Genomic DNA, 24,093 nt, shown 5'->3' with positions numbered 1-24,093 from the left:
GACTAGACGTGATAAAACTGCGGATTGCTCCAACTTGAGCCAGATTGCACCGCAGTCTTTAAGATTTTGTTTCCCAAACTGCGTCCTGTGCGAAGCGCGCAGGGAAAACGACACCAGTTGACCTGTAAGCCGGGTTCTGTAGGGCCGAAGGCTGGGCCTTCGACGTGGCGACCATTCATCTGGGAACCGCATCGCTGCGGTCCTCCTGCAACCAACCCGGACGACAAGCCGTGAAAACGCGGCCGAGGCGAGCCTCCATCGTCCCTATTCGGTCTTGCTCCCGGTGGGGTTTACCATGCGGCCTCCGTTGCCGGCTGCCCGGTGCGCTCTTGCCGCACCCTTTCACCCTTACCCGGACCTGCCGGGCGGTTTGCTTTCTGTGGCACTTTCCCTGGGGTCGCCCCCGCCGGGCGTTACCCGGCACCGTGTTCTCATGGAGCCCGGACTTTCCTCCACATCGCGAGATGCAGCGGCCGCCCGGTCAACTGGTGTCGCCCGATGTAGGGCGCGCACCCATGGGCGGTCAAGTGGCAGGACTGGCCAACAGCACGGGTCGGGTACCCCGCGCCTGCGTCACCTCGCGATAGGCGGTGTTGATCGAGGCCATCTTGGCTGAGGCCAGCCCCATCAATTCCTCGGGCACGCCCTTGGCAACCATGCGGTCCGGGTGATGCTCGGAAACCAGCCGCCGATAGGTGCGGCGGACCTCCTCGTCGGTGGCATCGGGCGCCAGCCCCAGCACCGCGTAGGGATCACGATGCCCACTGGGCAGCAGCACGTGCTGGGCGGCGATCTGCTCGAACCGTACGGTATCGAAGCCGAAAATATCGCTCACCGCCGCCAGATAGGCCAGTTCCTCCTCATGGACCAAACCATCCGCCGTCGATATCTCGAACAGCGCATCGAGCACGTGTTCCAGCGTCGCCGGGGAATCCGCAAACAACTTCCTGACCTTTCGCGCATAGGTATCGAAACCAGCCACATCCTGTTGCGCCAGCGCGAAAAACCGGTCGAGATGCTTATCGGCCCCTTCCGGTATATCCACCAGCCGGTGAAAGGTGATCACCTCCCGGCGGCTCACCACGCCATCGGCCACTGCCATCTTGGCGGACAGCGCGACGATCGACATGGTGAAGGCCGCGTCGCGCCCGCCGGGCAGCCAGTTGTCCGGATCGAAAATGCTGGCCAGCCCACCGGCGAGGCCAGTGCCGTCCGAAAAGGATCCGAGAAAATCGGCGATCTTCTGCCAAAGCGACATGGCAATTTCCCTGCTGTCGGGACTCCGCGCCCACCCGGGGGCGGCCAGAAAGCGCAATAAGACAATGATGGGGAGCATTAGCGCGATTCAAGGAAAACGGAAATGCCCCGACGGATACCCCAACCTGCTTCGGCTAGCGGCCCGGCCGGCGCCCTTCAGTCATAGACGAAGCCGAAGGGGTTGTCCGGCTGCGGACGCTGCACGGTGACGCGGCTGTCATTGGCCTGGAGCTGGTCGGCATAGACCCAGATCACCTGCCCGCTCGGGCCTACGATCTGCACTAGGCCATCGGCATTGGGCTGGTTGGACGTGTAGGTCTCCGACGTGGTCACCAGCGAGCGGCGCTGTTCGGGGCTCATGAATTCCGTCTCCGGCGCTGCACCGGCCACTGCCGCGATGGCGTCATAGTCCACCACGTCCGGCGCGCTCGTCGGCGCCACCAGCCCTTCCGGGCGCGGCATGGGACGCGGCGGCTCGCTCACGGCGACCTCGACCGCTTCGGCCGGCGCTTCCGGCTCCGGCACGGCGACAGGTTCGGGCTGCGGCGCAGTGCGGGCGATTTCGGGCACGGTGACCCCGCCCAGCGGACGGCCATCCACGGTCACGATCGGGCCCTTGGGCACTTCCGCTTCTGCGGACGCCTCGGGCACCACCGGGAATCCGGCACTGTCGACCACCCGGTTCGGAGCCGTCGCCGTCCGTTCCTCCACCTCGGTTTCCGCATCGGCGGTCTCGACCTGGGTGACGCCGGCGGCATCCGGCCCGTCCTGGGATTGCAGCGCAGCCGTGCTCACCGCGCCGATCAGCACGGCCAGCATCACGCCCGAAGCTATGGGTTTGGACAGCATGTCGTTCAAATCCTTGCGGCCGAAAACCGGTTTGCCCCCGCATTACCGCACTCATTACCACTGAAAATGGCGGTAGTTTGGTGAACGGGAGATGAAAATCCCCGGCAAGGCCTGAAAGTTCTTGCATTTTGCAACACCAGACTTAAGCAATTGCTCATATTAGGGGCAAAAGCTCAATCTGGAGGAGTATCATGGGCCAGTTGGACGGAAAGACAGCCATCATCACCGGGGCCGCGCGCGGCATCGGTCTCGCCTTCGCCCGCGCCTATGCAGCCGAGGGCGTCCGGGTCGCCATTGCCGACATCAACCTCGAAGCAGCGCGGGAAGCCGCGCGCTCGATCGGAGAGAGCGCCGTCGCCGTGGCACTCGACGTCACCGACCAGGCCTCGATCGATGCGGCGGTCGCCGACGTGGAAGCGCGCCTGGGCGGCATCGACATTCTCGTCAACAACGCCGCCCTGTTCGATCTCGCCCCCATCGTCGAGATCACCCGCCAGAGCTATGACCGCCTCTATGCCGTCAACGTCGCCGGCCTATTGTTCATGATGCAGGCCGTGGCCAAATCCATGATCGCCCGCGGCAAGGGCGGCAAGATCATCAACATGGCCAGCCAGGCTGGCCGGCGCGGCGAACCGCTCGTCGCGGTCTATTGCTCCACCAAGGCGGCGGTGATCAGCCTCACCCAGTCGGCGGGGCTCGACCTCATCGCCCATGGCATCAACGTCAACGCCATCGCCCCCGGCGTCGTCGAGGGCGAGCACTGGGACCACGTGGATTCCCTGTTCGCCCGCCATGAGGGCCTCGCGCCGGGCGAAAAGAAGCGCCGGGTCGGCGCCACCGTGCCCTATGGCCGCATGGGCACCGCCCAGGACCTCACCGGCATGGCCGTCTTCCTCGCCACCCCGGCCGCAGACTATATCGTCGCCCAGACCTACAATGTCGATGGCGGCAACTGGATGAGCTAGGCCGGGCGTATCCCCAGCAGCCGCGCCAGCGCCAGCACCAGGTTGGAGCGGTTGAGCGTATAGAAATGGAACTCGGTCACCCCGGAATCGAGCAGTTCGGTCACCTGCTCGGCCGCCACCGCCGCGGCCACCAGCGCATGGGTTTCCGGATCATTGTCCAGCCCCTCGAACCGGTCCGCCAGCCATTGCGGGATCAAGGCGCCGCAGCGTCCGGCAAACCCGCTGATCTGCTTGAACGAATGGATTGGCTGGATTCCCGGCACGATCGGCGCCGTGATGCCCGCCTTCTGCGCCCGCTCCACGAACCGCCAGTAATCGGCGTTTTCGAAGAACATCTGCGTGATGGCCCGCGCCGCGCCCGCGTCGAGCTTGCGCTTGAGATTGTCGATCTCGGCGTCCCAATCGAGGCTCTGGGGATGCTTTTCCGGATAGGCGGCGACCGAAATGTCGAAATCGCCCAGTTTGCGGATGCCCGCCACGAGATCGGCGGCGTTTTGATAGCCCTCGGGATGCGGCGCAAAAGGCTGGCCGACGCCCGCCGGCGGATCCCCCCGCAGCGCCACGATGCGGCTCACCCCGGCCTCGGCATAGCCGCGCACCACATCGTCGACTTCGGCCCGCGTCGCCCCCACGCAGGTGAGATGCGCCGCAGCCGGCACCCCGGAGTCCGTGGTGATCCGCGATACCATGCGCAATGTCCGCTCGCGGGTCGAGCCCCCTGCCCCATAGGTCACCGAAACGAAACGCGGCTTGAGCGGGGCCAGCCGCGCCAGGCTGTCCCAGAACCGCTCTTCCATCGCATCGGTCTTGGGCGGAAAGAACTCGAAGCTCACGGCGATTTCGGGCAGCCGGCTTTCCGGCTGACGGCTCAAACGGTTCTCGGCCCGTGTCGGTCCCACTGTGGTCTGTTCCTTCTTGCTTGATCGTTCAGGCCGCCTGCGCGAGCACCCAGAGGCACACGGTCAGCCCATCCTCCGCCCGCGGCGGAAACTGCCTTGCGTGGTGGATGTCGAGCCCGGCATTGCGCCCCCACACTTCCATCTGCTGGTCCGAAAGACCCAGGCGGCGATGCGCCTGCTCGCTGCGGAGGAATTCATGGTCGTGGGGCGCGAAATCGACGACGACGATGCGCCCGCCCGGCCGCAGGCACGCCCCGGCCCGGCCCAGCGGCACGCCGGGATCGTCGAAATAGTGCAGCACCTGATGCAGCATGACGAGGTCGGCCGAGCCCGCATGATCGGCGAGGTCGGTGATGTCGCCCAGCCGCACCTGCGCGTGGTCGATCTGTTCGGCATCGAGTTTGGCCCGCGCCAGCGCCAGCATCTCGCGGCTGGAATCTAGTCCCACCGCCCGGCGGTAATGCCCGGCCAGGAGTTCCAGCATACGCCCGGTCCCGGTGCCCAGGTCGAGGAAGCTCTCGACCTCCCCGCCCACCGCCGCCAGGATGGCCTCCTCCACCGCCGCCTCGGGCACATGCAGGCTGCGCAGCCGATCCCAGTCCCCGGCGATGGTGCTGAAGAAATCGGCGGCCCGCTGACGTTGCATGGCGCGCAGCGCCGCCAGCTTGTCGCGGTCGCCGCGCAAGGCCGTGGCATCGGCGTCGATATGGGAGACGATCCAGTCGTTGAGCGCCCCGCTCGCCGCCTCGCGATTGAGCCGGAAATAGGCCCAGGCGCCCTCGGCATGCCGCGTCACCATCTCCGCATCGGCGAGGAGCTTGAGGTGCCGAGAGACGCGCGGCTGGCTCTGGTCGAGGATTTCCGTCAGGTCCTTGACGCTGAGTTCGCCCTGCGCGAGCAACGCCAGAATGCGAAGCCGCGTGCTTTCGCCCGCCGCCTTCAATATCCCGACGATGTCCTGCGGTTTGCGCACTTGCGGCGTCCCCGGTCATGATCATTCCAGAGACATAAAGATATCTTTATATGACCTGTGTCAACCGCCAACTGCGTCCTTGTGGCGTTCGGCCCTCACGCCACGGCTTCTTCCGAAATTCGCCGCCGGAAGGAATGCGACCGCCACAGCTCGAAGATCTCCGAGGCCTCCTCCTCGCTCAGCGCCTCGAAGCGCCGGCGGACGTTCTCGATGTCGAGCCGGCTCGGCATGTCCCGCCAGGGCAGCACCGTCACCACCGCCTGAAACAGGTCGGCATCGAGCCCGATGGCGCGGGCCGCGACGGTGAACGCCACATAGTCCTGCATTGCCAGCCATTTGACGATGATTTCCGGACGCACCTCCAGCAGCATGGTCAGCCCGGCCGCCGTATGGTGGCCATAGCCGAACCGCGTGAACCGGTGCAGCGCCTTGAGATCGAACCGCCGCCGGTCGGCCAGGGCCTTCACCTGGTTCCAGGCCAGCTTCCATTCCTGGGCGGAAAACCCCGCCTGGTTCTTGATGCGGTTATAGACCACCGCTTGCACGCGGGACGCCGTCACCCGGCCATCCTCCCGCGCCATCAGGCCGAGACTTTCCAGCGCCCTGGCCCCTATGGCCGAGACTTCCGCCCGCAGATGCGGCCAGTCGATGTCGGAGCGGCTGCGCAGCATCTGGGCCAGCGCCTCGCTCTGCTGGGCGATCACCGCGATCTTTTCGATCGCCGACCGGCTCAACCGTGCCTGCTCGTTCTTGAGCAGCCGCGTCACCGAGGGCTCCTGCCCGAAGGCGACGATGGCCTCGCCGACCCGCGACGCCAGATCCCTGCGGCCCGCGATCGCCACCCGATGCGCCTCGCTCTGATGCTCGGCGATCTCAATCAGGTCGTCATCGGACAAGACGGTGGAGAATTCGAGCAGCGGCTCGGCCACCTCGATCACGTCATTGGCAAGACGCAGCACCACCGATCCCGGCGCGCGTTCCAGTGGCGCCAGCAGATTGGCCACATGCGAGCGCGCCTCCACCTCGACGATATCGGCCAGTTGGCACAAGACCTCGTCGTATTGAGCAACCTGCTCGTCGTCGCAGCGATCCGAAACATAGGAAAACAATTGCGCCAGATTGCGGATCAGATGGTCGCGTTCCGATGCATCGGAATCGCCGTTCAACACCCTGAAATTGGCAAATGCCTTCAAAGACTCGCGCGCTTCGCTCATGTCAGTCTCCCCGGCAACCGCCGTCTGATGGCCCACCGTGCCAGACCTCCCTTTTCGCCCCGCTGAATGGGACAGGGTGTATTTGATTAAAATGCGCTTCAATCGCACCAACGCGAAGCGGCCCGGCTTTGCCAAGCCGGGCCGCTCCTCATTCTTGGAAAAAGAGGCTCGCTATTCGGCGGCCGAAATGGCGGCCGGACGCTCCTGCTTGCCGGCCGCGATCGCGGCCCGCACGCCCGCCCCATATTCCGGATGGACCTGGTCGAACAGCTTGCACTGCCGCTCGATGATTTCGTCCGGCACGCCCCCCATCGCCGCGGCGATATTGGAGAACAACCGCTTCTTCTGGCCATCGTCGAACAGGTTGAACAGCGCCCGCGGCTGGCCGAAATCGTCATTGCCCTCGCGGTGATTGTACCGGTCGGCATCGCCCGAGATCTTGAGCGGCGGTTCCTGCACCGACTTGTCCTCGGCCGGGCCGCCAAAGCTGTTGGGTTCGTAATAGGCGTCCGGATTGCCGGTCTTGATGCCGCCGAAAACGTTCATCTGGCCATCGCGGTGATAGTGGTGCACGGGGCGGCGCGGCGCGTTGACCGGGATGGACTCGTAATGGGTGCCCAGGCGGTAGCGATGCGCGTCGGCATAGGAGAAGACCCGCGCCTGCAGCATCTTGTCGGGCGAATGCCCGATACCCGGCACGATATTGGACGGCGAGAAGGCCGCCTGTTCGATCTCGGCGAAATAATTGTCCGGATTGCGGTTGAGCTCCAGCACCCCGATCTCGATCGGCGGGTATTCCGCATGCGGCCAGACCTTGGTGAGATCGAACGGATTGTAGGACGTCTTTTCCGCATCCGCCTCGGGCATGATCTGGACCTGAACCGTCCAGCGCGGATATTCGCCACGCTCGATACCGCCGAACAGGGCCTCCTGATAGCTCTCGCGCGTCTTGGCGATGACCTGCTCGGCTTCCTCGTTGGAGTGGAACTTGTGGCCCTGCTGGGTCTTGAAGTGGAACTTCACCCAGAATCGCTCGCCATTGTTGTTCCAGAACGAATAGGTATGCGAGCCGTAACCGTTCATGAACATGGGCGCGATCGGCAGGCCGCGATCCGACATCAGGATGGTGACCTGGTGCAGGCTTTCGGGCGAAAGCGACCAGAAATCCCACATCGCCGTCGCCGAGCGCAGATTGGTGCGCGGGTGGCGCTTCTGGGTGTGGATGAAGTCGGGGAACTTCAGAGGATCGCGGACAAAGAACACCGGGGTGTTGTTGCCCACCAGGTCCCAATTGCCTTCTTCGGTATAGAACTTGAGCGAAAAGCCGCGCACGTCGCGCTCGGCATCGGCGGCGCCCATTTCGCCGGCCACGGTGGAAAACCGCAGCAGCAGCGGGGTTTCCGCACCCGGCTGCAAGGCCTTGGCGCGGGTATATTTGGAGATGTCGCCGGTGATCTTCATCGTGCCATAGGCGCCCCAGCCCTTGGCATGGACGGCGCGCTCGGGAATGCGCTCGCGGTTCTGGTGCGCCAGCTTCTCGATGAGCTGGTAATCCTGCATCAGCACCGGGCCGCGCGGACCCGCGGTGATCGAATTCTGGTTGTCCGAGACCGGCGCGCCGGCGCTGGTCGTCAGTGTTGGCCTGTCAGACATATGAGACCTCCTAGTTTGTATTGATTCTAAACTGATAAGCGTTTTTACCCCTCTTGCGCCGATTAATCAAATTGATAAAACTATGCTTGAGGATAAGACAATCTAATCAAGGCGCACTCATGTCGGCCATCACGCTCCGCCAGCTCCATTATGCCCGGATCATCGCCGAGGAGGGCCATTTCGGCCGGGCCGCCGCGCGGTGCCACGTAACCCAGCCCGCCCTCTCTCAGCAGGTCAAGCTGCTTGAGGAGCGCTGCAATTCGGCGATCTTCGACCGCAGCGGCAAGGCCGTAGCCCTCACCCCCTTCGGTCGGGAATTCCTCGACTACGCTACACGGGTGCTCAACGCCGCCGCCGAACTCGAAGGCTTCGCCGACGCCTCGGCGGGCCGTCCCGCCCGGCCCTTGCGGTTCGCGCTCATCCCCACGGTAGCTCCCTATCTCCTGCCCGAGATCCTGCCCGCTTTGGGCATCGCGCTGCCCGAGATCGGTTTCGCGGTCAGCGAAGGCAAGACCGATCGGTTGTTGTCGGGGCTTGCCAAGGGCGATTTCGACCTGGCGCTGATCGCCACCGAAACCACCCGGTCCAACCTCACCACCGTGCCGCTCTTTGCCGATCCCTTTGTGCTGGCCACTCCCCGGGGCGCCGACTTCGAGGACCCGGTCGCCCTGTCCGACCTGCCCCGCGATGAGGTGCTGCTGCTCGAGGAAGGTCATTGCCTGCGCGATCAGGCCGTCGATGCCTGCGCGCTGAAACCTGACCTGCAGGGCCGCACCTTCGCCGCCACCTCGCTCGCCACCATTCTCGAACTGGTCGCCAATGGCTATGGCGTCACGTTGCTGCCCGCCATCAGCCTCAAGCGTGAGGAGCAGAACCGGCGCATCGACATCCACACCCTGCGCGCGCCCGGCGCCGGCCGGCTGCTGCGGCTGGTCTGGCGCGCCGGCTCGCCCTATGAAGCGCTGTTCCGCCGCATCGCTGCCATCCTCACTGAAGTCGGCGAGGCAGCCCTGCGTACCGATCTCCGCCTCGCCTAGGCCGGTCGGGGGTCCCGTCCCCGCGAGCGGAACGAGCCGACCGAGAAGATTGCGAGCGACAGCCAGATGAGCGCAAAGCTCACCAGCCGCGCCGGGCTCAATTCTTCCCCGAACAGCACCACCGCTGAAAGGAACTGCATTGAGGGCGCGATGTACTGGAACATGCCAATGGTCGAAAGCCGCAATTGCCGCGCCGCGAAGGCGAACATCACCAGCGGCACCGCAGTCAGCGGCCCGGTCATGACCAGCAGCATGGTGGTGAAAGGATCGGCATAGAAATCCGGGGCCGGCCCGGCCAGCAGATAGCCGATGTAAACCACGCTCAGCGGCACCAGCACCGCGGTCTCGATCCCCAGCCCCGCCGCCGAACCCACATTCACCGTCTTGCGCACATAGCCGTAGAACCCGAAGCTGAACGCCAGCGCCAGCGCCACCCAGGGGATGGTGCCCAGCCCCACCGCCTGGATCAGGATGGCGACCACCGCCACGCCGATGGCGATCACCTGGGTCCGCGTCAGTTTCTCGCCCAGGAACACCATGCCGATGGCCACGCTCACCAGCGGATTGATGAAATAACCGAAGCTGACTTCGAGCACATGCCCATTGCCCACCGCCCAGATGAAGATCAGCCAGTTGCCGGCAATCAGAACCGCCGAGAGCGCCAGCGCCAGCACCGTCCGCCGGTCCTTCAGCGCCGCCCGCACCTCGCCGAACTGCCCGCGCATCCACAGGATCGCCACGACGAGCACCAGCGAGAACAGGATGCGATTGGCCACCACACCGGCCGGATCGACATGCTCGAGCAGCTTGAAGAACAGCGGCAGCACGCCCCACAGCGTATAGGTGAACAGCGCCGCGATCACCCCGAGACGCACATTGTCGTCCGGCCCGACAGGCCGGGAGGACCGCACGCCCTTGGCAGCGGGAGCGCCTTCGATCGATGTCATGGATCAGAACCTTGCTGGGCCAACTAGGGCTTAAACTCTACCGGCGGGTTTCCATCCTGGCCAGCCACAGTTTGTGATCGACCCATCACCCCCCGTTGCCTTCGCCCCCGGTCAATGTGGCGAGGAATTCGAGCAGCAGCGGGTTGAACAGGTCGGGCCGCTCCAGATTGGGCAGATGCGCCGTCCCCTCGATCACCACCGCGAAGGCGTTCTCCATCTCCTCGGAGAGGTCGTCGTGCCGGTTGACCACATGGGGAAAATCGAGATCGCCGGCGATGAGCAGGGTCGGCGTATCGATATCGCCCACCGCATCCCGCGCCGGTTGCACCGGCTCCTGCCGCGTCAGCCTGGGCTTGCGCAAGATGGTCCCGTTCATCGCCTTGAACAGCGCCCGCACCGGATCGCCTACCCGCCCGCTCTCCGAGAGCGGCCCGTCGAGCCAAGCATGGGCGTCGACGGCATTCATCGCGTCGACGTCCCCGCTCTCCTCCACCGCCTCCATGGCGTGGACGATGGTCATGATCTCCGGCGGCAGCGCCGGGGGCCTCGCACCGGAAATCGAGGTACCCATCAGCACCAGCCCGGCCACCCGCTCGGGATTGGCCAGGGTGAAATCGATGGCCAGCGCCCCGCCTATCGAGGCGCCGACGACCACCGCCGCATGGATTCCCAACCCGTCGAGCACCGCTTCGAGATCCTCGAGGGGGGAGAAGCCCTCATCCGGCGTCTCGGTCCCCCCGAACCCGCGTCGGTCATAGGCCACGCCCCAGAACCCGGCCTCGGCCACCGCCGCGATCTGGCTTTCCCACATACGGCTGTCGCACACCCCCGCATGCAGGAACACCACCGGAATCCCCTCCCCGGCCTCCAGCCCCGCAAAGCGTGCGTCTTCGATAGCGATGGAGAACGGTTCGATCATGGCCAGAGCCTATACCAAAATGACGGCGCCGGGGAAAAACCCCGGCGCCCCTGCAGATCGATCTAGCGGGTCAGCGGCTTGTAGGTCACCCGCCTGGGGTTGACCGCGTCGGGGCCCAGGCGCCGCACTTTGTCGGCCTCGTAGTCCTGGAAGTTGCCCTCGAACCACTCCACATGGCTGTCGCCCTCAAAGGCGAGGATATGGGTGGCCAGCCGGTCGAGGAACATGCGGTCGTGCGAGATGATCACCGCGCATCCGGCGAATTCCTCCAGCGCCTCTTCCAGCGCCGCGAGGGTTTCGGTGTCGAGGTCGTTGGTCGGTTCGTCGAGCAGCAGGACGTTGGCGCCCGATTTGAGCATCTTGGCCAGGTGCACGCGGTTGCGCTGGCCGCCCGACAGCGTGCCCACCGGCTGCTGCTGGTCGCCGCCCTTGAAGTTGAACGAGGACGTATAGGCCCGGGAATTCACCTCGCGCTTGCCCAGCATGATGATGTCGTTGCCGCCCGAGATTTCCTCCCAGACCGACTTCTTGGGATCGAGGCTGTCGCGGCTCTGGTCCACATAGCCCAGATGCACGCTCTCGCCCACGGTGATCGATCCGCTGTCGGGCTGTTCCTGCCCGGTCAGCATCTTGAAGAGCGTGGACTTGCCCGCCCCGTTCGGCCCGATCACCCCGACAATGCCGCCCGGCGGCAGCTTGAACGAAAGCCCGTCGATCAGCAGGCGATCGCCAAAGCCCTTGGAGATGTTGTCGACATCGATGACGTTCTGGCCCAGGCGTTCCCCGGGCGGAATGATGATCTGCGCCGTCGAGGACTGGGTGCGCGCCTCGTTGATCTTGACCAGTTCGTCATAGGCCCGGATACGCGCCTTGGACTTGGTCTGGCGCGCCTGCGGCGACTGTCCCAGCCACTCCTTTTCCCGCTCCAGCACCTTGGCCCGCGCCGCATCCTCGGACTTCTCCTGCCGCATGCGCTTGGCCTTGGCGTCGAGATAAGCGGTGTAGTTGCCCTCGTAAGGATGGCCCTTGCCGCGGTCGAGCTCGAGGATCCAGCCGGTGACGTTATCGAGGAAATAGCGGTCGTGGGTGATGATCAGCACGGCGCCCGGATAGTCGCGCAGGTGCTTTTCCAGCCACGCCGTGGTTTCGGCGTCCAGATGGTTGGTCGGCTCGTCGAGCAGCAGCAGGTCGGGCTGGCTCAGCAGCAGCTGGCACAGCGCCACGCGGCGCTTTTCACCGCCCGACAGATTGACGACGTTTTCGCCCGCTGGCGGGCAGCGCAGCGCATCCATGGCCATCTCGACCTTGGAATCGAGGTCCCACAGGTCCTCGGCATCGATCTGGTCCTGGAGCTTTGCCGCTTCGTCGGCCGTCTCGTCGGAATAGTTCATCATCAGTTCGTTGTAGCGGTCGAGGACGGCCTGCTTTTCCTTGACCCCGATCATGACGTTGCCCTTGACGTCGAGCTGTTCGTCGAGCTGAGGCTCCTGGGCCAGATAGCCCACCGTCGCGCCATCGGCCGCCCAGGCTTCGCCGGTGAATTCGGTATCGATCCCGGCCATGATCTTGAGCAGGGTCGACTTGCCGGCGCCGTTGGGCCCGAGAATGCCGATCTTGGCATCGGGATAAAAGGAGAGGTTCATGTTGTCGATGACCTTCTTCCCTCCCGAATAGGCCTTCGACATGCCGTGCATATGATAGATGAATTGACGCGCCATAACGCGATAGCCTCTTTGGACGTGTTCGGAAATGCTGGCGCCGTATGTAGGACAACCCGCCATACGGCGCAATGGCCTCCCGGGCCCTCCCCCTCAGCGCCGCCCCAAGGACTCCCTTCTCCCCTTGTGGGAGAAGGTGGATCGGACCGACAGGTCCGAGACGGATGAGGGGGGCTCTGAGCCTGCCCCATTCCTCACCCCCGTTATCGCCCCCGCCGCCCCCGCCGGTAGTGCGTCACGAAGCTCGGCGCTGCGCAGGCCGCGAGCATCAGGGCGATGGGCAAGGCAAAGCCGAAGCCAAAGGCCCCGAAGCCAACCGCACCCACCACTCCGCCCACGAAAAAGCAGCCGACGATGGCGCAGAAGATCGTCAGCTTGCGCCCATCGGCCCGCACGTCACGCTCCGGCGCGATACGCGGATCGCGATTGCGGTACAGCCCCTTGCCCAGCTCGATCCCGATATCGGTGACGAGGCCGGTCACATGCGTCGTGCGCATGCGCGCCCCGGAAATCTTGGTGATGGTGGCATTCTGCAATCCCATCAGAAAACACAACGCCGGCGCGGCGGCCAGCGCGAAGCCCCCGGCCCACGGCACCATGGCCAGCAGTCCCAGCGCCGCCAGAAGGCCCGCTTCCAGGGCCAGCGGCAGGGCATATTGGCTCCAGCGCGTATGCCGCCGGGCCCAGTTGATGAGGATGGCCGAAACCACGGCCCCGGCGATGAAGCATGCCACCGCCGCCAGCCCGCTCGCCACCAGCGCCGCATCGGCGAGCGCCACCGCATCGGCCAGCTCCGACATATACCCGGTCATATGCGAGGTATAGCGGCCGATGGCGATGAACCCGCCCGCATTGATCGCCCCGGCCACCCCCGCCAGGATCAGCGACAAGGCGAGATCGGCCGCCGCGACCCGTCTGTGGCCGGCCAGATGCGACAGCAATCGCAAGCGCGACCGCCGGCGTCTTCGGCGATAATCCATCAAGGCTCGGTCCATGCCGGAAACGACAACACACACGGGGGAATCTCTCGCCGCATTATGGCCCCGGCGCAGCGCCGGTGGCAATCGGCCCGATTCCCCGTATCGGCGCGATGGCACTTGGCGTAACAACGAACCGCCGGTTCGACCCTTCGAGTGCGATTCGATCCATGACAGTTTCCACCCGCCCCTCCCCGCTGCATCTGCTGCTCGCCTTCGCCAGCGGCGGGCTGCTCACCCTGATGGTCGATTTCAACGGCCTCGTGGCGCTCCATGGTAATGCGCTCTATTCCTCATGGGTCGCCCATGGCACCGGCACCGTCGCGGCCATCCTGTTTCTCGCCCTCATGCGCCAGCGGCCCTTTCCCGCCAAAGGCGGCGCTGCGCCGGGCACGCCGCTCTGGGCCTATCTCGGCGGGGTGTCCGGTGCCGTCACCGTGATGCTCACCTCGACCACGGTCAATTCGCCGCTGGCGCTGTCGGGCACTCTGGCCCTCGGTCTGGGCGGCCAGGTGGTATTTTCCCTCGCAGCCGATCGCTGGGGCCTGCTCGGCCTGCCCCGGCGCATGCCCAAGCCACGCGATTTCGCGGCGGTCGGCCTCATCTTCGCCGGGTCGATGATCATCATTTTCGGACGGAGCTGACACCATGACTATCGCGGTTCTCCTCGCGCTGTTCGCCGGGGTCCTCGTCGCCCTCTCCCGCCAGATCAATGCCAGGCTTGCCCTGTCCACCACGGCGCTGGCCGCCTCGTTCTGGAATCACATCGTCGGCTTCGTGGTCCTCACCATTCTCGGACTCGTGCTCGGCGGCCTGTGGCCGGAGGGCGCGCTGTCAGCGCCCTGGTACGCCTATCTCGGCGGCACGTTGGGTGTGATCTTCGTTGCGTCGGGCAGTTGGCTGATCGCCCGCATCGGCGCGATCAACACCGCCATGCTGGTGATCGGTGGCCAGATGATTTCCGGCGTGCTGCTCGATCTCCTGGGCGGCGCCGACGACAATTTTGTTTACAGCGCCCTCGGGGTTGCCCTGATCATCGCCGGCATGGCGCTGACCCAGCGCCGGGGCGAATAGCCCCGGTCGGACGCGATATCGCCCGGCCGGGACGAACTTCAGTTGACATACACCGCGAGTTGACCGCCCGACTGGGCGATGCCGATGATGTCATTGGCCGAGTAGGACGACCCCGCAAGGGCCGATTGCAGGACCGGAATGCCGCCGGCCGCCTGGGCCAGGAGCCCGGTGCCCAGTTGCGCATCGAGCCCCGGGCACAGGCTGACCGGGATGAACTGCACGCTGGTCGCCTGCGACCAGTTCGAGACCGCCTGGGTCGAATAACTTATGTTGGTGAGCCGGGCATAGGCCGACGAATTTTCGCCCTCGCAGGCCAGCGACGATCCGCCGGCCTGTGCGCCCGAACCCGAGGGCGGAACGACCGGGGGCGTACCACCGCCACCTCCACCGCCATTGCCGCCGGAGCCATTGCTGCCACCGCCGACGCCGATATCCACATCCGCGTCGAGAAGGCCGTCATCGCCGCCGACGCCCACATTGGCCGAGGCATCGATACCGCCGCTGCCCCCCACATTGACGTCCGCCGCCACATCGGCCGCGCGATCGCCGCCCAGCGCCACATTGGCGTCGGCATCGACGCCGCGATCGCCGAGCAGGTTGACATCGGCATCGACGTGCAGTCCCCTGTCGGTGTCGACATCGACCCGCGCATCGAGAATCCCCAGATCCACGTCCAGTTGCGCCAGTGCGGGACTGGCGCCCAATGCCGCGACGATCAGAACCGCGGCGGATACACTCGCATAGTTTCGCATATTGGCCTCCTTTGCCAAAGCCGGGCGTGTCGCCCGGGTTGGTACTGCTGAGGAGGCGGCCACCTTCCATAGGGCTAATGCCCAATGCTGCGGCCAGGTTTCGTCCGAAGCGCGCGAGGGTGAACAATCGGTTCACCCTTTTAATCGATTTTATCCTTTTGCGGGGGCCAGGATCACGACGCTGCGCGGCGGCAGGACCAAGGAGTGCGGCCCGGCGATCACCTCCGCATCGCGGCAGGAGACCAGCGCCACGTCGAAGGCGACCCCGGGCTCGGCCGACAGGCGGACCTCGACCCGCTCCCGCACCCGATTGAACCAGACCAGCAGCGTCTCCCCCGCCTCATGCAGCAGCATGCCGAGCACCGATGCATCCGGCGCCTGCCAATCGGCCTGCGTCATCTCGGTGCCGTCCGGGCGCAGCCAGGCGACGTCCTTCCAGCCCGCCCGCTCGACGCCGGAGAGGAAGCGGTCGCTGCGAAAGCCCGGATGCCCGCGCCGCAAGGCCGAGAGCGACGCGACGAACCCGGCCAGTTCACCATCCGCCCCAGCCCAGTCGAGCCAGGTGACGGCATTGTCCTGGGCATAGGCATTGTTGTTGCCCCCCTGGCTGCGCCCCAATTCGTCGCCCGCCGTCAGCATGGGCGTGCCGTGGGAGACGAACAGCGTGGCGAGCAGGGCGCGAACATCGTCCCCTCTGCGCCGCACAATCTCCGCGTCGTCGGTCCTGCCTTCGACCCCGCAATTCCACGAATGGTTGGCATCGTGCCCATCGTGGTTGTCTTCCCCGTTCGCCGCGTTGTGCTTGCGCTCATGGGCCACGAGGTCGGCGAGGGTAAATCCGTCATGGGCGGCGAGGAAATTGACGCTCGCCGAGGGCCGGCGCCCGTCATGGTTGAACAGGTCCGCCGACCCCGCCAGCCGGTCAGCCAGCGCGCCGATCATATGCGCATCGCCGCGCCAGAAGCGGCGCACATCGTCGCGATAGCGATCGTTCCATTCGATGAAGGGCTCGCCGAAGCGCCCCACATGATACCCCCCCGGCCCCGGGTCCCAGGGCTCGGCGACGAGCAGGCACCGGCCGAGCACGGCGTCCTCGCGGATGCGCGCAAGCAGTTCGGCCTGCGACGAAAACCCCTTCGTCGACCGCCCGAGGATCGGCGCCAGGTCGAAGCGGAAGCCGGCAATGCCGAAGGCGTCCACCCAATGGCGCAGGCTGTCGATCACCAGGTCCTGCACCGCCGGATGATCGCATTGCAGCGTATTGCCCGTCCCCGCATCGTTGACCAGTACCAGCCGCCCATCCACCTCGGAATGCCGGTAATAGGTCCGCGCATCCAGCCCCTTCATGGAAAGGATCGGTCCTTCTGCATCGCCCTCCCCGGTATGGTTGTAGACCACGTCGAGCACCACCCGGATGCCAACCTCCCCATAGGCGGCGACCAGTTGCCGCAACTCCTCGGGCCCGCCGGGGGCAAGGCGCGGATCGGGGGCAAAATAGGTGATCGGATTGTAGCCCCAGACATTGGTCAGCCCCAGGGCCGGCAGATGCGCGTCGTCGATCCACGCCGCGACCGGCAGCAACTCGATCACATCCACCCCCAGACGCTGGATATGCGCGATCACCTCCGGCGCCATCAGCCCGGCCAGCGTTCCGCGCAGCGGCGCCGCCACCCCCGGATGCAGCATGGTATAGGGCCGGACATTGAGCTCATAGACCAGCCTCGGCCGCCCCCCCTCCGGCGGCGCGTAAAGGGCCGGCGCAGGCCCCTCAACCAGCGCCTTGGGCACGAAAGCCGCCGTATCGACGCTCTCCCCGCGCGCCGCGCTCAATTCGGGCCGGCGCACGAAGCCCCGGTCGATCCGCCTGGCATAGGGATCGACCAGCAGCTTGTTGGGGTCGAAATGATAGGCCTGCGCCGGATCGTAGCGGCCATCGGCCCGCAATCCGTAGCGCGCCCCGGGCGCCAGCCCGTCCGCGTGCCCTTCCCACACCGCCCCCTCGCCACGGGCGAGCTCGATGCGCGAAACCTCCCGGTCGCCGCCGTCGAACAGGCAGACCCAAATCCGCTCCGCGGTTTCCGAATAGACGGCGAAATCCACGCCGGCCGCGGTGACCGTCGCCCCGAGCTTCGGCCTCTCCCCCTTGGCGGACATAAGGTTTTCCGCTCCGCTCAGGTGATGACCGTGGGGGCCGCGCGCCCGGTCTTTTGCCGTATGTCCGAGAGCGCGTCGGCGAGCCCGATCAGGTCGGCCAAAGCCTCCTGCGTGTCGCGGTCGTGCCGGCCATGTGGCGGCTCGAACCGTTCGAGATAGATCCGCAGCGTCGCCCCCACCGTCCCGGTGCCCGAAAGCCGGAACACGATGCGCGAGCCATCGGCAAACCCGATCCGGATCCCCTGCCCCGTCGCCACCGACCCATCCACCGGATCGGTATAGGCGAAGTCATCGGCGAGGGCGATCGCGCGCCCGCCAAATCCCTCGACCTCCAGCCGGGGCAATCGGGCCCGGAGGGCGTCCATCACGCCATTGGCCGCCGCGGCGTCCACCTCCTCGTAATCGTGCCGCGAATAATAATTGCGCCCATAGGTCGCCCAATGCTCGCGCACGATCGCGTCGACGCTCTGCCGGCGCACGGCGAGGATATTGAGCCACAGCAGCACCGCCCACAGCCCGTCCTTTTCCCGCACGTGGTCGGAGCCGGTTCCCGCGCTTTCCTCGCCGCAAATGGTCACCCGACCGGCATCGAGCAGATTGCCGAAATATTTCCAGCCGGTCGGCGTTTCATGCATTTCGATGCCGAGCTTTTCGGCCACGCGATCCGCCGCCGCGCTGGTCGGCATCGACCGCGCGATGCCCGCCAGCCCGCGTTTGTATCCCGGCGCCAGATGCGCATTGGCCGCCAGCAGCGCCAGCGAATCCGACGGCGTCACGAACCGGTTGCGCCCGATGATCAGGTTGCGGTCCCCGTCCCCGTCCGACGCCGCGCCGAAATCGGGCGCGTCCGGCCCCATCAGCAGGTCGTAGAGTTCCTTGGCATGGACGAGGTTGGGATCGGGATGCGCCCCGCCGAAATCGGGCAGGGGCACACCGTTGACCACGGTGCCGTGCGGCGCGCCCAGCCGTCCCTCGATGATCTCGCGGGCATAAGGCCCGGTCACCGCATGCATGGCATCGAACCGCATGGTGAAGCCCGAGGCAAAGAGGCTGCGGATCGCATCGAAATCGAACAGCGTTTCCATCAGCGCCGCATAGTCCGCGATACTGTCGATCACCTCGATCGCCATGCCGTCGAGCGCGAACGCCCCCGGACCGCTGAAATCAACCGTCCCGCCCTCGACGATGTGGTAGCGCTCGATCTCCCGGCTGCGGGCATAGACCGCATCGGTGATCCTTTCCGGCGCCGGCCCGCCATTGCCGATATTGTACTTGATGCCGAAATCGCCATCCGGCCCGCCGGGATTGTGGCTCGCCGAAAGGACGATGCCGCCGAACGCTCCATAATGGCGGATGATATGGGATGCCGCCGGGGTCGAGAGAATGCCGCCCCGCCCCACCAGCACCTTGCCGAACCCGTTGGCCGCCGCCATGCGGATCGCCGTCTCGATGACGCTGTCGTTGAAATACCGCCCGTCCCCGCCGATCACCAGTGTCTGTCCCTCCTTGCCGGGCAGGCAGTCGAACAGCGACTGGATGAAATTCTCCACATAATGGGGTTGCTGGAAATGCGTCACCCGCTTGCGCAGCCCCGATGTCCCCGGCTTCTGGTCGTCATAGGGAGTGGTGGACAGGGTTTTGATGCTCATCAGGCTTGCCCCAGCAATTTGCGATATAGCCCGGCATATTTGCCGGCGCTGTTGGTCCAGGAAACGTCGGTCTTCATGCCCTTGCGCTGCATGCGCGCCCAGAGTTCGGGACGCTGGAACAGCGAGACCGTACGCGAGAGCGCTTCCCCCAGCTCCGGCCCCTCGACGGGGGAAAACTGCACGCCGGTCGCCACCCCCGCCTCGACCGCCGCTTCATTGGCATCGATCACCGTATCGGCAAGCCCGCCCACCCGGGCCACCAGGGGGATGGCCCCATAGCGCAGGCCGTAGAGCTGGGTCAGCCCGCAAGGCTCGAAGCGCGAGGGGACAAGGATCACATCCGCCCCGGCTTGCATCAGATGCGATAGTGGCTCGTCATAGCCCGTGGCGAACCCCACCCGGCCCGGATGGCGCTGCGCCGCTTCGGCCAGCGCCGCCTCGAGATGCGCTTCGCCGCTGCCCAGAACGGCAAGGCTCCCGCCCAGTTCGACCAGCCAGTCGATATTCTCGGCAACGATATCGATCCCCTTCTGCCAGGTGAGCCGCGACACCAGCCCGAACAGCGGCCCTTCGGTCGGCTCGAGGCCGAACCGGTCCAGCAGCGCCTCGCGGTTGAGAAACCGCTTGCGGGTATTGGTCACCGCGTAATTGGCCGCGAGATTGGGGTCGGTCTGGGGATTCCAGGCCGTTGTGTCGATGCCGTTGAGAATGCCGTAGAGATCGTGCCCGCGCTCGTTGAGCAGCCCTTCGAGCCCCATGCCGAATTGCGGCGTGCGGATTTCCCGCGCATAGGTCGGGCTCACCGTGGTGATCGCATGCGCGCATCGCATGCCGCCCTTGAGAAAGCCCACCCCGCCATAATATTCCACTCCCGTCATGGCGAAGGCTTCGCCGGGCAGGCGCAGATGGGGGAAGATGTCGGCCCCGAACTGCCCCTGGAAGGCGATATTGTGGATGGTCAGCACCACCTTGGTGGAGATATCGCGCCCGAAGGCGACATAGGCGGCGCTCATGGCCGCCTGCCAGTCATGGGCATGGATGATCGGCGGCCGATAGCCTTCGACCAGCCCCTTGGCGAGTTCCGCCGCCACGAAGGAAAGCGCCGCGTAGCGCTTCCAGTTGTCCGGCCAATCCACCCCCGTCGGGTCCCCATAGATGCCCCCGGCCCGGTCGAACAGGTGCCCGGCGTCGAGCACGATCAGGTCGAGGTCCCCGGCCCGGGCGGCGATGAGGCTGGCGGGCCCGCCGAACAGATCGTCGAACTGCGCCACCACGCGCCCGCCCTTGAGCGCCCCGAGCACCACGGGATAGCCGGGGATCAGCGCCCTTACGGCGATGTCGTGGGCAGCGAGGGCGGACGGGAGGGCTCCGGCCACATCGGCGAGCCCTCCCGTCTTGACCAGGGGATACACTTCGGAAGTGACCGAGAGGACGTCTATCATTGCGAGGCGAGATACCGGTTGATCATGGGCTGGGTGATGAGGGTAACCCCGTTCTCGGTGCGCCGGAACCATTTGGCGTCGAACTCGGGGTCCTCTCCTATCACGAGCCCTTCGGGGATTTCGACACGGGCGTCCACCACCACCTTGTTGAGCCGCACCCCGCGCGAAATGGTGCAGCGGGGCAGCACCACCGCTTCATTGAGCTCGGAATAGGAATTGACCCTGGTCCCGGTCGAGAGCAGCGTGCGCCGCAGTTGGGCGCCCGAGACGATGCAGTCCCCCGACACCAACGACGAGAGCGCATGCCCCCTGCGGCCGTCGATATCGTGGACGAACTTTGCCGGCGGAGTGATTTCCGCATGGGTCCAGATCGGCCATTCGCGATCATAGAGGTCGAGCTGGGGCTCGATGTCGGTCAGGTCGACATTGGCCTCCCAATAGGCATCGATCGTCCCCACATCCTTCCAGTAGGACACCTGCTCGTGCTCGGAGCGTACGCAGGAATGCGGGAAGCGATGCGCCCAGGCATTTCCGTTCTGGACGATATAGGGAATGATGTCCTTGCCGAAATCGCGGCTCGATCCAGCCGTCGCCGCATCGCGGCGCAACTGGTCCATGAGGAATTTGGTCTCGAACACATAGATCCCCATCGAGGCCAGCGACATGCCCGGCTTATCGGGGATGGAAGGTGGATCGCTGGGCTTTTCCATGAATTCGACGATGCGGTCGCGATCGTCCACATGCATCACCCCGAAGGCCGAGGCTTCGTGGCACGGCACTTCCAGGCACCCCACCGTCACGTCGGCGCCGGTATCGGCATGCTGGCGCAGCATGATCTCATAGTCCATCTTGTAGACATGGTCGCCCGCCAGCACGACGATATATTTCGCGTTGTAATCGTCGATGATGTCGATGTTCTGGTAGACGGCGTCGGCTGTCCCGGCATACCAAAGGTCCTCGGCCACCCGCTGGCTGGCCGGGAGGATATCAAAGCTTTCGTTGCGTTCGGTGCGCAGGAAGTTCCAGCCGCGCTGCAAATGGCGGATCAGGCTGTGCGCCTGATATTGCGTCGCCACGGAAATACGGCGAATGCCGGAATTGATGGCATTGGACAGCGCGAAGTCGATGATGCGCGACTTGCCCCCGAAATAGACCGCCGGCTTGGCACGGCGGTCGGTCAGCTCCATCAGGCGCGTGCCGCGCCCCCCGGCGAGCACATAGGCCATGGCGTCACGTGCCAGGGGCGCTGGATTGTTCATACCCACCATCTTCCTCTCCTTTTGCGCGCGCACAATGGGCTTTTTCCAGCCTCGTTGGACGCATGTTGTCGTTCAGATGTCTGGTTCGTGCTGTAGAATGAGGGTGCTCAGCGGCGGCAGGACAATCTCCGCCGTCGCCGGATACCCGTACTCATTTCCCTCCGTGGCCATCACAACCCCTTGATTTCCCTTGTTGGATCCCGCGTACCAGCCCGCATCGGTGTTGATCCGTTCGGTCCAGCGCCCGCTCGCGGGCATTGGCAGGCGATACTTCTCCCGCAGCACCGGGGTCATGTTGGAAATGACCACCACCGGCTCCGCCCCCGGCGCTCGCCGCACCCATGCGAAGACGGAATTGGCCCGGTCGCTGGCGATGATCCATTCGAACCCCTCGGGCTCGCAGTCGCGCGCATGCAGCGCCGGCAATTCGCGGTAGACGGTGTTGAGATCCGAGACGAGCCGCCTCACCCCTTCATGGGCCGGCGCATCGAGCAGCCACCAGTCGAGCGCCTGGGCTTCGTTCCACTCGTCGCGCTGGGCGAATTCCTGGCCCATGAACAGCAGTTTCTTACCTGGGTGTCCCCACATGAAGGCGTAATAGGCGCGAAGATTCGCAAATTTCTGCCAGTCGTCGCCCGGCATTTTCGTCAGCAGGGAGCCTTTGCCGTGCACCACCTCGTCATGGCTGAGCGGCAGGGTGAAATTCTCCGAGAATGCATAGAGCAGCCCGAAGGTCATGTCGTTGTGGTGAAACCGACGATGGATGGGATCGCGCTGCATATAGCGCAGCGTGTCGTTCATGAAGCCCATGTTCCATTTGAAGCCGAACCCCAGCCCCTTGTCATAGGTCGGAGCCGTCACCCCGGCCCAGCTCGTCGACTCCTCGGCCACCGTGAAGGTGCCGGGCTGCTGGCCATAGGTTTCGGCATTGACCCGCTGCAGGAACGCCACCGCCTCAATGTTCTCATTGCCGCCGAACCGATTGGGCACCCACTGCCCCGGCTGGCGCGAATAGTCGAGATAGAGCATCGAGGCCACCGCATCGACCCGCAGCGCATCGATGTGGAATTTCTCCAGCCAATAGAGCGCATTGTTGGTGAGAAAGCTCGACACCTCCTTGCGCCCGAAATTGTAGATCGCCGTGTTCCAGTCCGGGTGGAAGCCTTGCCGTGGATCGGCGTGCTCATAGAGCGCCGTGCCGTCGAACCTGGCCAGCCCGTGCTCGTCGGTAGGAAAATGTGCCGGCACCCAATCCATGATCACGCCGAGCCCGGCATTGTGCGCCGTATCGATGAATCTGGCGAACCCGGCCGGGTCCCCGAACCGCGCCGTCGGCGCATAGAGTCCGGTGGGCTGGTAACCCCAGCTCGGGTCGTAGGGATGCTCGGAGACCGGCAGCAATTCGATATGGGTGAAGCCCAGATCGGCGACATAGGGCACCAATTGCTCGGCCAACTGCTCATAGGAGAGAAAGGACCCATCCGGCCGCCGCCGCCAGGAGCCCAGATGCACTTCGTAGATCGATATGGGCTCGCGGCGGTAGTCGCGGGACGAGCGCGCCGCCATATAGGCGTCATCCGTCCACTTGAATGGCGTCGGATCGGCGACCACCGAGGCGGTTTTCGGCCTGAGCTCGGATTGCTGCGCAAAGGGATCGGCTTTGAGCGGCAGTCGATTGCCGTCCTTGCCGATGATTTCATATTTGTACTGCGCCCCGGGGGCGACTTCGGGCAGGAAGATTTCCCAGACGCCGGTTTCGGCCCGGCGCCGCATCGGATGACGTCGGCCGTCCCATTCGTTGAACGAACCGATGACGCTCACCCGCCGCGCATTGGGCGCCCAGACCGCAAAATGCGTGCCTTCTACCCCCTCGAATGTCATGAAATGCGCGCCTAATTTGTCGAACAATCGCAGATGCGATCCCTCGCCAATATAGTAATCGTCCATCGGGCCCAGCACCGGCCCGAAGGAATAGGGATCGGCGACGTCCCACTCGCCCCCCGCATTGCCGCAGTGATGAACGATCGGCTGGACGCCGTCGATGTCGATCACGCCTTCGAAAAACCCACGGTCGTCGACCTTGTCCAGCCGCCCTACGACCTTGCCCTCCAGCGAACGCGCTTCGACCCGCTCCGCATGGGGGATGAAGGCCCGGCTGACCCACCGTCCACCGGAGTGATGCAAGCCGAGTATGGCAAAAGGATCATCGTGCTGCCCGGAAACGATGCGCGCAATGTCTTCGGGGTCGGCCCGCCAGGCGGGCTGTTTTTCTGCCACTTTTCAACTCCCCCTGACTTCGAACGTCAGTGCTGGTTTGAACCGGTTGCGAACAACGGGGTTCCATCATTCGCAGCC

At 65.1% G+C, this 24,093-nt stretch carries 20 protein-coding genes and 1 other RNA gene; 4 read left to right on the top strand and 17 right to left on the bottom strand.

The window, feature by feature from the left end; all coding sequences use genetic code 11:
* Positions 1 to 109: 109 nt before the first annotated feature.
* From rnpB to DVH29_RS01960, 3 genes are all read right to left on the bottom strand, one after another.
* An RNA gene (rnpB, locus tag DVH29_RS01970) (RNase P RNA component class A) lies at positions 110 to 489 on the bottom strand.
* 34 nt (positions 490 to 523) lie between these two features.
* Positions 524 to 1,258 (bottom strand): molecular chaperone DjiA, encoded by a 735-nt coding sequence (locus DVH29_RS01965; protein WP_114644657.1) that lies wholly within the window; start codon positions 1,256 to 1,258, stop codon positions 524 to 526.
* Between the two features lie 155 nt (positions 1,259 to 1,413).
* Positions 1,414 to 2,106 carry a hypothetical protein gene (locus DVH29_RS01960; protein ID WP_147275981.1) on the bottom strand — a complete coding sequence of 231 codons (693 nt, stop codon included), beginning with the start codon at positions 2,104 to 2,106 and terminating at the stop codon, positions 1,414 to 1,416.
* Between the two features lie 191 nt (positions 2,107 to 2,297).
* Here DVH29_RS01960 and DVH29_RS01955 point away from each other — a divergent pair, with 191 nt between their 5' ends.
* A complete protein-coding gene (locus DVH29_RS01955) occupies positions 2,298 to 3,071 on the top strand; it encodes an L-iditol 2-dehydrogenase (RefSeq protein WP_114644483.1) in 774 nt (257 codons plus the stop codon).
* Here the strand turns inward: DVH29_RS01955 and metF are convergent.
* The 4 genes from metF to katA form a co-directional block, all read right to left on the bottom strand.
* Positions 3,068 to 3,970, bottom strand: a complete 903-nt coding sequence (gene metF / locus DVH29_RS01950; RefSeq protein WP_114644482.1) for a methylenetetrahydrofolate reductase [NAD(P)H] — start codon at positions 3,968 to 3,970, stop codon at positions 3,068 to 3,070. The genes DVH29_RS01955 and metF overlap by 4 nt on opposite strands.
* A 28-nt stretch (positions 3,971 to 3,998) precedes the next feature.
* On the bottom strand, positions 3,999 to 4,943 hold the full coding sequence (locus tag DVH29_RS01945; RefSeq protein WP_114644481.1) for an ArsR/SmtB family transcription factor: 945 nt from the start codon (positions 4,941 to 4,943) through the stop codon (positions 3,999 to 4,001).
* A 95-nt stretch (positions 4,944 to 5,038) separates the two neighbouring features.
* Positions 5,039 to 6,157: a DUF2336 domain-containing protein gene (locus tag DVH29_RS01940; protein WP_114644480.1), complete on the bottom strand. Its 1,119-nt coding sequence runs from the start codon at positions 6,155 to 6,157 to the stop codon at positions 5,039 to 5,041.
* A 171-nt stretch (positions 6,158 to 6,328) separates the two neighbouring features.
* Positions 6,329 to 7,810, bottom strand: coding sequence for a catalase KatA (gene katA, locus DVH29_RS01935; RefSeq protein ID WP_114644479.1), 1,482 nt, complete (start codon positions 7,808 to 7,810; stop codon positions 6,329 to 6,331).
* A gap of 119 nt (positions 7,811 to 7,929) precedes the next feature.
* On the opposite strand from katA, the gene DVH29_RS01930 reads away from it, so the two are divergent.
* Positions 7,930 to 8,847 (top strand): hydrogen peroxide-inducible genes activator, encoded by a 918-nt coding sequence (locus DVH29_RS01930; protein ID WP_114644478.1) that lies wholly within the window; start codon positions 7,930 to 7,932, stop codon positions 8,845 to 8,847.
* On the opposite strand, the gene rarD is transcribed toward DVH29_RS01930, so the two are convergent.
* The 4 genes from rarD to DVH29_RS01910 all read right to left on the bottom strand — a co-directional run bounded on the left by rarD (position 8,844) and on the right by DVH29_RS01910 (position 13,378).
* A complete protein-coding gene (gene rarD / locus DVH29_RS01925) occupies positions 8,844 to 9,794 on the bottom strand; it encodes an EamA family transporter RarD (protein ID WP_114644477.1) in 951 nt (316 codons plus the stop codon). The genes DVH29_RS01930 and rarD overlap by 4 nt on opposite strands.
* An 85-nt stretch (positions 9,795 to 9,879) precedes the next feature.
* Positions 9,880 to 10,713, bottom strand: a complete 834-nt coding sequence (locus tag DVH29_RS01920) for an alpha/beta fold hydrolase (protein ID WP_114644476.1) — start codon at positions 10,711 to 10,713, stop codon at positions 9,880 to 9,882.
* A 62-nt stretch (positions 10,714 to 10,775) separates the two neighbouring features.
* Positions 10,776 to 12,431 (bottom strand): energy-dependent translational throttle protein EttA, encoded by a 1,656-nt coding sequence (ettA, locus tag DVH29_RS01915; RefSeq protein WP_114644475.1) that lies wholly within the window; start codon positions 12,429 to 12,431, stop codon positions 10,776 to 10,778.
* A 203-nt stretch (positions 12,432 to 12,634) separates the two neighbouring features.
* Positions 12,635 to 13,378, bottom strand: a complete 744-nt coding sequence (locus tag DVH29_RS01910; RefSeq protein ID WP_245944854.1) for a YoaK family protein — start codon at positions 13,376 to 13,378, stop codon at positions 12,635 to 12,637.
* A 200-nt stretch (positions 13,379 to 13,578) separates the two neighbouring features.
* Here DVH29_RS01910 and DVH29_RS01905 point away from each other — a divergent pair, with 200 nt between their 5' ends.
* Both DVH29_RS01905 and DVH29_RS01900 read left to right on the top strand, forming a co-directional pair.
* The gene (locus DVH29_RS01905; RefSeq protein ID WP_114644473.1) at positions 13,579 to 14,052 is read left to right on the top strand and encodes a DMT family transporter; all 474 of its coding nucleotides are present in this window, start codon (positions 13,579 to 13,581) and stop codon (positions 14,050 to 14,052) included.
* Between the two features lie 4 nt (positions 14,053 to 14,056).
* Complete coding sequence (locus DVH29_RS01900; protein WP_114644472.1) at positions 14,057 to 14,482, top strand: DMT family transporter; 426 nt, start codon at positions 14,057 to 14,059, stop codon at positions 14,480 to 14,482.
* A gap of 38 nt (positions 14,483 to 14,520) precedes the next feature.
* Here the strand turns inward: DVH29_RS01900 and DVH29_RS01895 are convergent, their stop codons facing one another.
* The 6 genes from DVH29_RS01895 to glgB form a co-directional block, all read right to left on the bottom strand.
* Positions 14,521 to 15,234 carry a hypothetical protein gene (locus DVH29_RS01895; RefSeq protein ID WP_114644471.1) on the bottom strand — a complete coding sequence of 238 codons (714 nt, stop codon included), beginning with the start codon at positions 15,232 to 15,234 and terminating at the stop codon, positions 14,521 to 14,523.
* 150 nt (positions 15,235 to 15,384) lie between these two features.
* On the bottom strand, positions 15,385 to 17,388 hold the full coding sequence (gene glgX / locus DVH29_RS01890) for a glycogen debranching protein GlgX (RefSeq protein ID WP_114644470.1): 2,004 nt from the start codon (positions 17,386 to 17,388) through the stop codon (positions 15,385 to 15,387).
* Between the two features lie 17 nt (positions 17,389 to 17,405).
* A complete protein-coding gene (locus tag DVH29_RS01885) occupies positions 17,406 to 19,037 on the bottom strand; it encodes an alpha-D-glucose phosphate-specific phosphoglucomutase (protein ID WP_114644469.1) in 1,632 nt (543 codons plus the stop codon).
* Positions 19,037 to 20,476, bottom strand: a complete 1,440-nt coding sequence (gene glgA, locus DVH29_RS01880; RefSeq protein WP_199562509.1) for a glycogen synthase GlgA — start codon at positions 20,474 to 20,476, stop codon at positions 19,037 to 19,039. Before glgA ends, DVH29_RS01885 begins: the two co-directional genes overlap by 1 nt.
* Complete coding sequence (gene glgC / locus DVH29_RS01875; RefSeq protein ID WP_114644467.1) at positions 20,476 to 21,747, bottom strand: glucose-1-phosphate adenylyltransferase; 1,272 nt, start codon at positions 21,745 to 21,747, stop codon at positions 20,476 to 20,478. The genes glgA and glgC overlap by 1 nt, the downstream gene beginning before the upstream one ends.
* Before the next feature lie 63 nt (positions 21,748 to 21,810).
* Complete coding sequence (gene glgB, locus DVH29_RS01870) at positions 21,811 to 24,015, bottom strand: 1,4-alpha-glucan branching protein GlgB (protein WP_114644466.1); 2,205 nt, start codon at positions 24,013 to 24,015, stop codon at positions 21,811 to 21,813.
* Positions 24,016 to 24,093: the final 78 nt, after the last annotated feature.

Origin of the sequence: Pelagibacterium lacus, assembly GCF_003345525.1 — a bacterium.
In the GTDB taxonomy this organism is placed as follows: domain Bacteria; phylum Pseudomonadota; class Alphaproteobacteria; order Rhizobiales; family Devosiaceae; genus Pelagibacterium; species Pelagibacterium lacus.
Note: the sequence above shows the minus strand (reverse complement) of the source record. Positions and strands in the feature narration are given on the sequence as shown.